Genomic DNA, 12,586 nt, shown 5'->3' with positions numbered 1-12,586 from the left:
TATCAGTTTCTTATGAATGCTTAAATAATTCCGTGCTTTCTTAGAGCAAAATTGATTCCATCTTCACTTGACTTTTTTGTGACGAAATCTGCAACTGCTTTTAATTGTTCATTACCATTTCCCATAGCAATCCCAAGTCCTACTAATTCCAACATGTCTATATCATTTCCTCCATCCCCAAACGCAATAGCCTCTGATTTATCAATGTCAAAATACTGTAAGACACTTTTGATGGCTAAAGATTTGGATACTTCTTCTTGTAATACATTTAAAACAAAAGGATGCCATCTGCTAAACGTTAGATGTGGGAACTTGTGAATGTATTTCTCTACCGTTTCGTCAGTAGCATACAAACACATCAAATAGACCTCTTGATTATAAATATGTTTATTTATAGTTGGATAATCATTCAATGACAACGTTTCGTTCAATGCTGTTAGTATTTCTTTATCTTCTACACCGTTCATACTAAAATCTTCTGTAAAAAATGACAGCCCGTTATTCTCAATATATGCAAATTCAACCACTTCTCGAATGATGTTTTTATCCATTGGTACTTTATGAAGAACTTCTTGATTGTGCTTCACATAAGCCCCATTTGCTGTGATGAACGTATCTATTCCTAATTTTCTTATTTCATTGCACATGGATAACGGTCTTCCTGTTGCTGCAACCACCCTTAACCCTTTATTTTTCAGTGCTTTTATAGCTTCTTTAGTATTAGCTGAAATACAACCATTTTCATGATGTGTAAGAGTTCCATCAACATCAAAAAATACAATTCTATAATTCATAAGATAGCTCCTTTAAAAATTAATAAATAAGTTAGAAGGTAAGTACCTAAAATTAAAAAATCAGAAAATTACGCACTCTAATAATATAAGCGTAAATATATTAATGAGCAACTGGATTTGAGTCCATATTTTAAACTAAAGGAAGTATTGTGGAATAAGGCTTGGATTAAGCAGCAATTTACTATGAAAAATTGGTAAAATTGAAATATTAAAAATTAAATAAGGAGGGGGTAAATTTTGACTCCTGTAATATATATGGTACGTCATGCAAAATCGCCATTTAAATTTGGAGAAGAGAAAACGAGAAGATTATCTAAAGAAGGTGAAATAGATGCAAAGAAGGTAACTGAATTATTAATTGATAAGGATATTGATGTAATTGTATCAAGTTCTTATACAAGAGCAGTTCAAACTGTACAAGCACTTGCTATGCATAAAGGCTTAACTATAAAAGAATATGATGAATTAAAGGAAGGACCAATTAAAGGATTAGATTATAAGCTTTCTGAAGATGAGATATTAGAAGCTATCAAACTATCTTTTGAAGATAAAAATTATTGTTTATCAGGAGGTGAATCAACATTACAAGCTCAAAATCGATCAATTCCAATCATCAAGAATTTGTTAAAAGATTATGAAGGGAAGAATATTGTTATTGGAACACATGGGAACATTATGACAATAATTATGAATTACTTCGATGACCGTTATGGATATGATTTCTGGAAAAGTACATCAAAGCCTGATATTTATAAATTAGAGTTTAAAAATGAAAGTTTAATTAAAGTTAAGAGATTATGGAGTTGATACATAAATCTATTATTTAAAATGAGGGAAGTTTATATGAAACTTAGGCAAATGCTAAACCTTAAGAAATTTGAAGCAATAGATTTTAATGATTACAGAATTTATGAGCGGGAAAGCCCATGTGCTTCAGCCGTGGGATGAAAGCAAATATAAAAAGACACATGTATTTGTTATATTGAACGTAAGGGGAAATAAAGAAGAAAGGAGAATACAACATGTTTGTCACACATGCATTTCAAATTCCATTTGAAAAAGAATTATACGAAGAACTTCGTAACATGCAAAGAGAAACAGCTACGGTTTGGAATGATATTGTTCGTGAAGCGACGAGCTATTATTTCACGTGGAAAAAATGGTTAAGTAAGTCCGAAATCCAAGCTGTTCGCAAACAAACGTACAACCTACATTCTCAAACTGTACAGGCAATTGCAGACAAATATGAAGCGAATCGTGAAACCATTCGCAAATTAAGAAAAACGGATAAAAAAGTAAAGTATCCATGGCGAAGAAAATATTATTATTGTATTCCATTAAAAAAGGCAAGTATGGAAATCACAGACATAATAATTAAAATCAAACGTGTGAATTATGAAGTTAACCTTGTCGATTTATTAACAAAAAAGAAGAAGAAAAATTGGAACGAATCGATTGCAAAGAAAAACAATGCGGTATCCATCCCAAACTTAGCAATGGATGATGTGAAAGATTGTAATTATGCGGAGATTGTTTGGCGTAACGGTGCGTATTGGTTTTGTTATTCAGTGGCTGTTCCAGAAAAAGATATATCCGAGTACGAGAAAAAAGTCGCGGGCGGAGATCTAGGTGAAATCCATACAGTAACGGTCGCAACAAAGGACAAAGCCTTATTGGTTTCTGGAAGAGCTATACGTAGTATTTCACAATTTCGTGCTAAAGCATTAGCAGACCTGAGTAAAAAAATGTCTCGGTGTAAAAAAGGTTCTCGTCAATGGAAAAAATACAAAACAGCACGAAATCGAATCCGTCAAAAAAGTAAAAATCAAATTGAACAGTTAGAACATAAAACAACAAAAGAAGTGGTTCAATTTTTAGAACAAGAACAAGTGACACATTTTGTGATTGGAAATGTATCAGGAATTGAAAAAAACACAAAACAAAATGTAAAAAAGAAACAAAAAAACAACAAAAAAAGACGACAACAATTATCGCTTTGGAATCAAGGGAAAATCAAACAAAAGCTAACGTATAAAGCAAAGCTAAAAGGTATCAAAGTGGAAAAAACAGAAGAAATCTATACGTCACAAGACTGTCCATTTTGTGGGGGAAGACACAAAGCTAACGGACGTCGTTTTATATGTTCTGTTCACAAAACAGAAATCCATCGAGATGTAAATGGTGCACAAAACATTGCGCGTAAATTGCATGAGATGGACGTACAACCAATCGTATCGGTTGTATATAAACAACCAGTTTGGTATAAAAGGTTTTTGAAAAAAAGTATCGCCTGTCGGATGGCGTAGTTGGCACAGACTTTGCCCTCTTGTTAGCGTGTTTTTCTATCGAGAGTTGTTCGCCCAAGTCTCGCCTCTGCTTGTTTCTTTGGAACATAGTAAGTGAGATGTTTGCGAAAAAGAATCCCATGGCTTCAGCCGTGGGAGTGGTCAAAAGGATGAGGATATCGAATTTATTATTCCGTATCCAAAAACGAGAGGGTTCTTCGTCTATGTGACAAGGAACTAAAAGAGGTGGCACCACGGTATAATCGTATATATCGCCCTCTACATGCTTTATGCATGTAGAGGGCTTTTTGCATTTTTTTACTTTTTTCATTCAATATTTAAAAATTACAAGGAGGAATTAACATGAATTTATTACAAGCGGAAAATGGATATTTTGGAGAATTTGGGGGCAGTTTTGTGCCAGAACAACTACAAGAGGCTCTACTTCACTTGGAGAACGCATTTAATCAATACAAAGATGATCAAGAGTTTATAGAAGAATATGAGTACTATCTTAAAGAATATGTAGGGCGTCCAAATCCATTGTACTATGCGAAGCGTTTGAGTGAAGAGATAGGTGGTGCAAAAATCTACCTAAAACGAGAAGACCTTAATCATACAGGAGCTCATAAAATTAACAATGTATTAGGGCAAATTTTGCTTGCGAAAAGAATGGGAGCAAAACGTATCATTGCAGAAACAGGAGCAGGGCAACACGGGGTTGCTACGGCTACCGCATGTGCTATGTTCGGAATAGATTGTATGATTTATATGGGTGGAATGGATACAGAACGTCAACAATTAAATGTATTTCGTATGGAATTATTAGGAGCGAAGGTAATTGCTGTTCAAGAAGGGGGACGTACTCTTAAAGAAGCAGTAGATGCAGCACTTGAAGATTACGCTCAAAACTATGAAGGCACATTTTATTTATTAGGTTCTGCACTGGGACCACATCCGTACCCAACGATTGTTCGTCATTTCCAAGCTGTAATTGGAAGAGAAGCAAGAGCACAACACATTGAAAAAGAACAACGTCTACCTGACTATTTGGTTGCTTGTGTAGGTGGAGGGAGTAATGCAATTGGATTATTTGCTCCATTTTATAATGATAAAGAAGTAAAAATGGTAGGTGTTGAACCGGGTGGTAAAGGGATTGAAACAGGGATGCATGCAGCGCCTCTTACAGCAGGAGAGCCTGGTATCATCCACGGATTTAAGTGCTATATGATGAAAGACGAAAATGGAGAAATTGCAGAGGCGCACTCCATTGCTGCAGGACTGGACTATCAAGGTGTCGGACCAGAGCATAGTTATTATAAAGAAACTGGACGTGCACAATATGTGGCCATTACTGATGATGAAGCAATGGAAGCTTTTCATAAATTGTCTCGTGTTGAAGGTATTATTCCGGCATTAGAAAGTTCTCATGCAGTAGCATATGCGATAAAGTTAGCTGCAACCTTACCAAACGATCAAAGGATTATTGTCAATTTATCAGGGCGCGGCGACAAAGACGTACAACAAGTATTTGAAATGATTAACCAAAAATAAGTGACTTTTTATTAATATAAATGGAGAATGGTTTTAAATAGTGGCTACTTTAAGGTATCCTTGCTTTTTAACATATAGTTAATTGATAAACAGTACTGAGTCCATCATACCAAGTGGACTCTTTTTTCTGTCTATTTAAAGGGGATAATACCATACTGTATAGTTGGGTATCTTTTTCATTTCTTTTAGTGAGTATAGAGCTAGGCTAAGAGTATGTTTTTAAAATGTAGCAGGGTAAGTAATATATGGTACACTATAAATTACATTAGTAAAGAAATGAGAGGGAAATACATGACTGACAAATTAAGTAAAGTAATTGATAATATGCCAGAAGATGAGGCGAAATCGTTACTCCATCACATTCTACTCCAATTTGAATTAATTGAAAATAATATAGATGAAGAAACAATCAAGATGTTAGCAGAAATACCAAAGCAATTGATTGAATCGCAAAAACCAAAACTAAATATTACAGACAGTAAGCATGTACATATTGCATTTGGCGACTCGCCAGCAGGTTGTTTAAAGCACATGCTTAGTCAAGCAGATTTACGTCAAGAGCATGTTATTTCATTCTCAGATGCCTTCTCTATCGGTCCAATTCATCAATTGGAATTGCAATCTGGGCAAGCAGCACGCCAACAATGGTTATCAAGAAATTTAAATTCATATGATCTTTATTTTGAAGAAGAGTATTTACCAAGATTTTTAGAAACAATGGAACAATTACAATCTATTCCGAAAGATATCCCAATCACAATCTGGAAGGCAGACAATGCCCATGAACATATCGGACTTTATTTTACACTTGCGCAGTTAAAAGAACAAAATAATATCCGTGTAATTAATACGTCAGAAGCTCATAAAGAGTTATTTTCAAAAGATTATAGTATTCGTGCAACAGGAGAATTACCACCAGAGAAGCTAGCAGTTATTCGTGAAAAGTATGGTAAGGGTCCATTATTAACAAAAAATGCACGTAAGGAACTTGAAAAAGAATGGGAAACATTCTCCGAAACTACGGATGTATTACGAATTTGGAAAGACAATAAAGTTCTTTCTGTACAAGAAGATTACTTGGACTCTTTCATGATTGAATGTGCAACAAAACTTGAGTTAGAAAAAACAGAAGATACTTTCTACAAATCAGCAAGATTAGTTGGCGAGGTACTTGGTAATGGAGAGCAATACATCGGTGATGACTTTATCGAATACCGATTACGTACGTTAATCCAGCAAGGTGTTTTTGAAATGGAAGGTACATTAAAATCAATGCGCTATTATAGTGTTAAGTTGAATAAATAATGATAGGATTTAGAAAAACAAACATCAAAATAGATTTATATAGCTCATATTTTTGAAGGAATCCTTCTCAAAAATATGAGCTATATTTGTTTCGCGAATTGCTGGTCAAAAGGAAAATTCTCATGTTCTTATTTGTTTTATAAACCGATCCATTTGTATAAATGAAATTATGAAAGAAGAATTTGGGCTGTACATAAGCTTCCTATAAGGGGGATATCACATATTAATGTTTTGAAGTTACAAATAAGAAGAAGGTGATCGTTTATATGTATAATCAACCAATATATCCAGGAGTAGGTTATGGTCAAACACCATATTATAACCCACAACATCCTGGGTATGAATCATCTAGTGAAATAAGAGAAACTGAGCATGAAGAATATCGACCTGATGATGCTGAAGATGCTCCAACGTCAGCACCTCCCCAACAAGTACCATCTTTACCATCAACATTCGCTACTCCTACACAAAGCGGTAATTTGAAAACATGGATGTGTAATTGTTTAGGGAGATGGGGATACTTACGATTACATCGACCAGGACCTTTTGGAAGAGATTTATGGTTTTTCCCAACTGAGGTCAGAAGAAATGGAGTATCAGGATACACTTGGCAAGGCGGGCGTCGCCGGAAAGTGAGTTATAGATACCAGCAAATTAGTAATTTTATGTGTTTTGGTTAGAAATAAACTCAACGAACAAAAAGAATTTTCCATCTATGATTGAAGATTTTTCAAGTTTAAGCAGGAGAGTAGAAAATATATTTTTCTATTCTCCTGCTGTTTTGTGAAAATGTACATCACGTTATTATTTTTCAATATATAAAGTAAGATCAAAGTGGAATATTTACAATTTTCTTATTTTAATTGCGTTATAATGCATGTGTGGAAGTGATTTCCACAAATACATGAGAGCGAGGGAATGCAATGTCTTTCAAAAACAAGGTTACCCGAAAAACACTTGGGAATATCCAGTTAGCTTCCGCAGAGTTTAAAGAAGATGCCTATGAGATTTATAAAGAATCACGAGCTTCACAGCCAATCTTTTCTGTATATAAAGGGGATATGGGTACAGAGTGGCTTATAACAAGATACGAAGATGCATTACCACTTGTAAAAGATTCCCGCTTAAAGAAAAATCCTGAAAATGTATTTTCAAAAGATGAGCTCAAACCATTTCTATCAATAGAAAACGGAGATCATTTAACGAAACACATGTTAAATTCAGATCCACCTGATCATAACCGGTTACGATCACTTGTCCAAAAAGCATTTACCCCTCAGATGATCTCACAATTAGAAGGGCGCATTCAAAAGATTGCCGATTATTTATTAGATAACGTACAGCAGCAACAATCTATGAACCTCGTAAACGACTATGCATTCCCATTACCAATCAATGTCATTAGTGAAATGCTTGGTATACCAACAGAAGATCAAGAAAAATTTAGAGTGTGGTCTCATGCGGTAATTGCTTCACCTGAAACTCCTGAAGAGATAAAAGATAATGAAGTGAAATTATCTGAGTTTATTACATATCTTCAATATTTAGTTGATATGAAAAGAAAGGAGCCGAAGGAAGACTTAGTTAGCGCATTAATTCAAGCAGAAAGTGAAGGGAGTAAGTTAAGTGCGCCAGAGCTTTATTCGATGATTGTGTTACTCATTGTAGCTGGACATGAAACAACTGTAAATTTTATTACAAATACAGTATTGGCGTTACTTGAGAATCCAAAACAGCTTCAATTACTAAAAGAAAAACCAGAACTTATTGATTCAGCAATTGAAGAAGGATTACGCTATTATTCTCCAGTTGAAATTACAACCGCACGCTGGGCAGCTGAACCTTTTATGATTCATGATCAAGAAATTCAAAAAGGGGATGTGGTTATTATTTCATTAGCTTCAGCAAATCGTGATGAGAATGTCTTTGTAAATCCAGAAGTTTTTGATATAACAAGAGAAAATAATCGGCACATTGCCTTTGGACATGGAAGTCATTTTTGTTTAGGAGCACCACTTGCTCGTTTAGAGGCGAAAATTGCAATTTCAACTTTGCTAAGACGTATGCCTACAGTACAAATAAAAGGTGAGCGAGAAAAAATCAAATGGCAGGGCAATTATTTAATGCGTTCTTTAGAGGAATTACCGTTAATTTTCTAGAATAGGTATTTGAGACATGCATACATATTATTTTGTTCACATAGAGTATGTATGTGTAATTTAAAATCGAAACGGAAGGGTGAAGACATCCAATGATTAACTAATTCTATTTTCAAAGAGACATTCGTTATAAAACGAAATATTCTTCTGAATAGGATTAGTCTGTACATTTTTATGTAAAAGAGAAGTGTCTTCGCGCTGCGAATATACTGTCTTTTTAATATGATTGTGCTGCCTCCTGTTCAGAATGTAAAATAGGGGGCTTTTTATGTCAGGGAAAGTGGAAATGAAACAAGAGAGTAGTAGTGTATCAGAAGTATTAAAAAATCGATTTGTGCAAGCAATTCTTGTTTCAGCATTATGTTTGCAGGTAGGAATATGGGTTCGAAATTTCGCTGTACTGCTTTATGTAATGGAAATGACGAATGGTGATCCATTCGCGATTTCTATGATTTCAGTTGCTGAATTTGCACCAATATTTATCTTTTCCTTTATTGGTGGGACATTTGCTGATAGGTGGCGACCGAAAAAGACGATGATTTGGTGTGAGGTTTTAAGTTCATTATCAGTCTTCGCGGTATTGCTCACACTTATATTTGGAACGTGGAAAGTGGTTTTTTTTGTTACACTTATTTCTGCGATACTTTCACAGTTTTCACAGCCTTCAGGTATGAAGCTGTTTAAACAGCATTTGTCTACAGAAGAAATGCAAATAGGAATGTCATTGTATCAAACGATTTTCGCAATATTTATGGTGTTAGGACCTATACTTGGTACGTTTGTGTTTCAAAGCTTTGGAATTTATATTTCGATTGTCGTAACAGGTAGTGTATTTTTACTTGCGGCTTTCGTATTACTCTTTCTTCCAAAAGACCTAGAAGAACAGGAAGAAAAGAAAAAAATTGGCTTATTGCAAGAAATGGCGGACGGTATAAGGTATGTTAAATCAAAGAAAACATTAACATTACTTGGGTTATGTTTTATGGCAGCAGGATTAGGCATTGGTCTTATCCAACCACTCGGAATTTTTATCGTTACAGAACAATTAGGTTTATCGAAAGAAAGCTTACAATGGTTATTAACTGTAAATGGTGCAGGAATGATTATTGGTGGAGCATTAGCAATGATATTTGCGAAAAACGTTGCTCCGCAAAAGATGTTAATTCTCGGAATGTTTGCACAGGCTATTGGTATTGGTATTATCGGATTTTCTACAAATTTATGGCTCACGCTTATCGCTCAGTTTTTCAGTGGTCTAGCTCTTCCTTGTATCCAAATTGGGATAAATACACTTATTATTCAAAACTCAGATACAGACTTTATCGGACGGGTAAATGGGATTTTGAGTCCTTTATTTACAGGCTCAATGGTATTAACGATGAGTATAGCTGGTTCATTAAAAGAAGCATTTTCACTCAGTACAATGTATGAAGGAACAGCATTACTATTTATTATTGGTTTATTATTTATTTTGCCGATATATAACCTAAAACCAGTTGCCGCTGCTTCAAATGAAAGAGGTACTATCCAGCATGAATCCTAATCCAAATGTGAAATATCCGATAGAAGGAAATAAGAGTGTTCATTTTATTAAAAATACAATTACGTATTGTAGGCGATTATTCTTATTATGATTCAAAACATGGAGAGACATTCGAAGATCAAGTTCTATATCATTATGAAGTCATCGGTAATCGATTCATAATGGGGAAATTTTGCTGTGTGGCATCTAGTGTTACGTTTATTATGAATGGAGCGAATCATCGAATAGACGGATTTACAGCGTATCCATTCAATATTCTTGGCCACGGTTGGGAAAAGTACACACCTTCACTTTCTGATTTACCTTTAAAAGGCGATACCATAATTGGGAGTGATGTTTGGATTGGTATGGATGCTACGATTATGCCAGGAATTAAAATAGGGGATGGAGCTATTCCGTCATATACAATTGTTGGGGGTAATCCTGCTACTGAGATAAAAAAGAGATTTTCAGATGATGTGATAAATGAATTGTTAGAAATAAAATGGTGGGATTTTGATATTAAAAAATTTTCTTCAAGTATTGATATAATTGTAAGTGAAGATATAGGAGCATTGCGAAAAGTGAAATCATCTTAATAATGGAAAATATACAAAAAAGAGGACTAATTTCCGATGACTTAGTCCTCTTCTTTTATTTTTTATCAATTTTATAAACGAAGCCACCATCGCACCATAAATCATAGCAAAATGTTTCTGGCCTAGATAGAAGAGTTCGGGAGCGCTCTACCCATTTTAAAATATCTGTATTCGTTGAATTTGCTGCACTTTGTAAGATATTTTGCAGAGATTCTATATTATATGTATTTCCGTGTGTACGTATAGCATCTCCAACTAATAGATATAAACAATGAAGAAAAAAATCTTGCTTTGGACAATTTTCATCACTTGCAATATTCAATATAGTTTCCACAAAATTAGTACATATCGCTAAATCCCAGTCTTGCTCAGGAAGAAAGGTACGTTCCTTATAAGCCCATTCAATGATTTCTTTTTTTGTAGGATTCCAAGGATCCTTCATTATATAATCCCCTTTATTATTTAATAAATAATAAATAAAAGTATATAACAAAAAAAAATTGGGGAAAATTGTTTTCTTTATTGAATTTTGTATGATAGCTAGGAAGAGTAGTATCGATACAAATAATAAATAGAAGTATCATACCTCCTAAAACTGTTAATGCTAAAGAAATAAGGAGGTGTGATACTTATGGCACAAGATGTTCTTTGTGAAGTAAACAACTGTCACTATTGGGGCAATGGAAACAAATGTAACGCAGATGCAATTTATGTAGTCAGTCATAAAGGAAAGCATGCGTCTACAACGGAAGAAACAGATTGCAAAACATTTACACCAGAAGCTTAAACGATAAAGGGTAACCATATGGTGGTTGCCCTTTTATTAATTATAGTATTGATAATAAATTTCATTTTCATTCGTGTTTTTTACTTTTCTTGTCAGTTTTTATATTTTTTTCATAAGTGTTGAAATCCAAGCTAGCTCATGTTCAATGCGGGATTTACTATATTGAACAACTTCAGAAACAAAAACTGTTGTTTCACCTAGAGTTTGAATGGACATTAATTGTTTATGAAGGACTTTTTGACAAGTTGTTAATAGTTCTTTTTTAATATATAAAAAGGATATATTAGAAACTCCTTTTTGTAATATATTGTTCATATTTCAACTGGGAATTTTGAATGAGATGAAAATATTTCTTGACCTGAAACGCTTTTCATAAATTATAACTAAAGGGTACTTAATGGGGTAAGTGTGAAAACGATACCTTGTTTTCATCTATACTTCTAATGAACCGTGGGTTTATACAGAGAAAGTGGTGACAGGATGATGAAACTTATCGCAATTGATTTAGATGGTACTCTTCTTTCAGGAAATAAAATGATTAGTAAAGAAAATGCGGCAGCAATCCGCAAATGCCAAAAGCAAGGGCATGTTGTGGCGATTTGTACAGGACGTTCCATTGTAGATATCGAGCGTCTTTTACTAGAAGTTGATTTACAATGTCCGATTATCGCAGAAAATGGAGCTCTTATTTTTATGGATCAACAAATAATGAAGAGATATCCAATTCAAAACACACATGCATTCGAAATTGTGGAGTATCTAGAGAAAAATAGAATGTATTACCAACTGTATACAGATAGAGGAGTATACGTTCCAAAGTATGGTAAAGAAAGTGTGTACCTTGAAATCGATGAAATTAAAAATTCGAATAAAGATATTGATCTGCAAGAACTAGAAAATATCGCAGCACTATACCTAGAGCATACTGTGTTTCACATTACAGAAAGCTGTAAACCACTACTAGAAGATTCGTTGTATGTTCATAAACTTTTACCGTTCTCATATGACATCGAGAAATTACAAAAGCTAAAAGAACAGTTTCAGCATAATACTGAATTAGCTATTACAGCTTCGTATTGGCATAACGTAGAGATTAATCATCGTGATGCTCAAAAGGGAAATGGCCTATACACATTAGCAAAACATTTTAACATCCCAGTTGAAAATACCGTTGCAATCGGTGATGGTCTTAATGATGTTTCTATGATGGAGAAAGCACATATATCGATCGCGATGGGTAATGCAGTAGAAGAAATTAAGCAAATATGTCGCTATGAAACACTTTCAAATGAAGAGCATGGAGTTGCACATGCGCTGCATCATTATGTAATGGCATAAAAAGTAAAAAAGAATCCATAAAGGATTCTTTTTTACTTTTTATTAGGGGTAAGGTGTTCTATGAGATTCATAGAAGCCTTATTGGTTTTTATTATATAGAATATATCGGAAAAATTAAATGGAATTTTTGAATATTTTTTGAATATTTTGTGAATATGTGATTGAAAAATAACGATTAATGGTGGAAACATAGTGTGATTTTGCTGAAAAATAAAATTTATTTGAATAATTGTGTTCGCCCTC

At 34.0% G+C, this 12,586-nt stretch carries 11 protein-coding genes and 2 pseudogenes; 10 read left to right on the top strand and 3 right to left on the bottom strand.

Translation table 11 applies throughout. The features are described from left to right. Positions 1-20: 20 nt before the first annotated feature. Positions 21-794 (bottom strand): Cof-type HAD-IIB family hydrolase, encoded by a 774-nt coding sequence (locus QRE67_RS12830; protein WP_286120566.1) that lies wholly within the window; start codon positions 792-794, stop codon positions 21-23. A gap of 237 nt (positions 795-1,031) precedes the next feature. On the opposite strand from QRE67_RS12830, the gene QRE67_RS12825 reads away from it, so the two are divergent. The 8 genes and pseudogenes from QRE67_RS12825 (at position 1,032) to QRE67_RS12790 (ending at position 10,218) form a co-directional block, all read left to right on the top strand. Next, a complete protein-coding gene (locus tag QRE67_RS12825) occupies positions 1,032-1,601 on the top strand; it encodes a histidine phosphatase family protein (protein WP_286120565.1) in 570 nt (189 codons plus the stop codon). Positions 1,602-1,816: 215 nt separating this feature from the next. After that, positions 1,817-3,100 carry an RNA-guided endonuclease InsQ/TnpB family protein gene (locus QRE67_RS12820; protein WP_286120564.1) on the top strand — a complete coding sequence of 428 codons (1,284 nt, stop codon included), beginning with the start codon at positions 1,817-1,819 and terminating at the stop codon, positions 3,098-3,100. 342 nt (positions 3,101-3,442) lie between these two features. After that, positions 3,443-4,633, top strand: a complete 1,191-nt coding sequence (trpB, locus tag QRE67_RS12815) for a tryptophan synthase subunit beta (protein WP_286120563.1) — start codon at positions 3,443-3,445, stop codon at positions 4,631-4,633. Positions 4,634-4,924: 291 nt separating this feature from the next. Continuing rightward, positions 4,925-5,938 carry a DUF1835 domain-containing protein gene (locus QRE67_RS12810; protein WP_286120562.1) on the top strand — a complete coding sequence of 338 codons (1,014 nt, stop codon included), beginning with the start codon at positions 4,925-4,927 and terminating at the stop codon, positions 5,936-5,938. A 266-nt stretch (positions 5,939-6,204) separates the two neighbouring features. Further along, positions 6,205-6,618 (top strand): hypothetical protein, encoded by a 414-nt coding sequence (locus QRE67_RS12805; RefSeq protein WP_286120561.1) that lies wholly within the window; start codon positions 6,205-6,207, stop codon positions 6,616-6,618. A 243-nt stretch (positions 6,619-6,861) separates the two neighbouring features. Beyond that, on the top strand, positions 6,862-8,097 hold the full coding sequence (locus QRE67_RS12800) for a cytochrome P450 family protein (RefSeq protein WP_286120560.1): 1,236 nt from the start codon (positions 6,862-6,864) through the stop codon (positions 8,095-8,097). 268 nt (positions 8,098-8,365) lie between these two features. Then, positions 8,366-9,640: an MFS transporter gene (locus QRE67_RS12795; protein ID WP_286120559.1), complete on the top strand. Its 1,275-nt coding sequence runs from the start codon at positions 8,366-8,368 to the stop codon at positions 9,638-9,640. Next, a pseudogene (locus tag QRE67_RS12790) lies at positions 9,630-10,218 on the top strand (CatB-related O-acetyltransferase). Before QRE67_RS12795 ends, QRE67_RS12790 begins: the two are co-directional and overlap by 11 nt. A gap of 55 nt (positions 10,219-10,273) precedes the next feature. Here QRE67_RS12790 and QRE67_RS12785 read toward each other — a convergent pair. Then, positions 10,274-10,660: a hypothetical protein gene (locus QRE67_RS12785; RefSeq protein WP_286120558.1), complete on the bottom strand. Its 387-nt coding sequence runs from the start codon at positions 10,658-10,660 to the stop codon at positions 10,274-10,276. A gap of 189 nt (positions 10,661-10,849) precedes the next feature. Between QRE67_RS12785 and QRE67_RS12780 the strand changes: the two genes are divergently transcribed. Continuing rightward, a complete protein-coding gene (locus QRE67_RS12780; protein WP_286120557.1) occupies positions 10,850-11,005 on the top strand; it encodes a DUF1540 domain-containing protein in 156 nt (51 codons plus the stop codon). 99 nt (positions 11,006-11,104) lie between these two features. On the opposite strand, the pseudogene QRE67_RS28885 reads toward QRE67_RS12780, so the two are convergent. Further along, positions 11,105-11,269: pseudogene (locus QRE67_RS28885) on the bottom strand (PadR family transcriptional regulator); the annotation flags it as partial. Positions 11,270-11,488: 219 nt separating this feature from the next. On the opposite strand from QRE67_RS28885, the gene QRE67_RS12775 reads away from it, so the two are divergent. Further along, on the top strand, positions 11,489-12,343 hold the full coding sequence (locus tag QRE67_RS12775; protein WP_286125275.1) for an HAD family hydrolase: 855 nt from the start codon (positions 11,489-11,491) through the stop codon (positions 12,341-12,343). Positions 12,344-12,586: the final 243 nt, after the last annotated feature.

The sequence above is a fragment of the Bacillus sp. DX3.1 genome (assembly GCF_030292155.1).
GTDB lineage: Bacteria > Bacillota > Bacilli > Bacillales > Bacillaceae_G > Bacillus_A.
The sequence above is the reverse complement of the archived record's forward strand: the minus strand, read 5'-3'. Positions and strand labels throughout refer to the sequence as shown.

What these genes read in the sequence shown, in the direction of transcription:
- QRE67_RS12810 (WP_286120562.1), top strand. Translation starts at nt 4,925, where the DNA reads ATGACTGACAAATTAAGTAAAGTAATTGATAATATGCCAGAAGATGAG.
- QRE67_RS12805 (WP_286120561.1), top strand. Translation starts at nt 6,205, where the DNA reads ATGTATAATCAACCAATATATCCAGGAGTAGGTTATGGTCAAACACCA.
- QRE67_RS12775 (WP_286125275.1), top strand. Translation starts at nt 11,489, where the DNA reads ATGAAACTTATCGCAATTGATTTAGATGGTACTCTTCTTTCAGGAAAT.
- QRE67_RS12800 (WP_286120560.1), top strand. Translation starts at nt 6,862, where the DNA reads ATGTCTTTCAAAAACAAGGTTACCCGAAAAACACTTGGGAATATCCAG.
- trpB (WP_286120563.1), top strand. Translation starts at nt 3,443, where the DNA reads ATGAATTTATTACAAGCGGAAAATGGATATTTTGGAGAATTTGGGGGC.
- QRE67_RS12785 (WP_286120558.1), bottom strand. Translation starts at nt 10,660, where the DNA reads ATGAAGGATCCTTGGAATCCTACAAAAAAAGAAATCATTGAATGGGCT.
- QRE67_RS12820 (WP_286120564.1), top strand. Translation starts at nt 1,817, where the DNA reads ATGTTTGTCACACATGCATTTCAAATTCCATTTGAAAAAGAATTATAC.
- QRE67_RS12830 (WP_286120566.1), bottom strand. Translation starts at nt 794, where the DNA reads ATGAATTATAGAATTGTATTTTTTGATGTTGATGGAACTCTTACACAT.
- QRE67_RS12780 (WP_286120557.1), top strand. Translation starts at nt 10,850, where the DNA reads ATGGCACAAGATGTTCTTTGTGAAGTAAACAACTGTCACTATTGGGGC.
- QRE67_RS12795 (WP_286120559.1), top strand. Translation starts at nt 8,366, where the DNA reads ATGTCAGGGAAAGTGGAAATGAAACAAGAGAGTAGTAGTGTATCAGAA.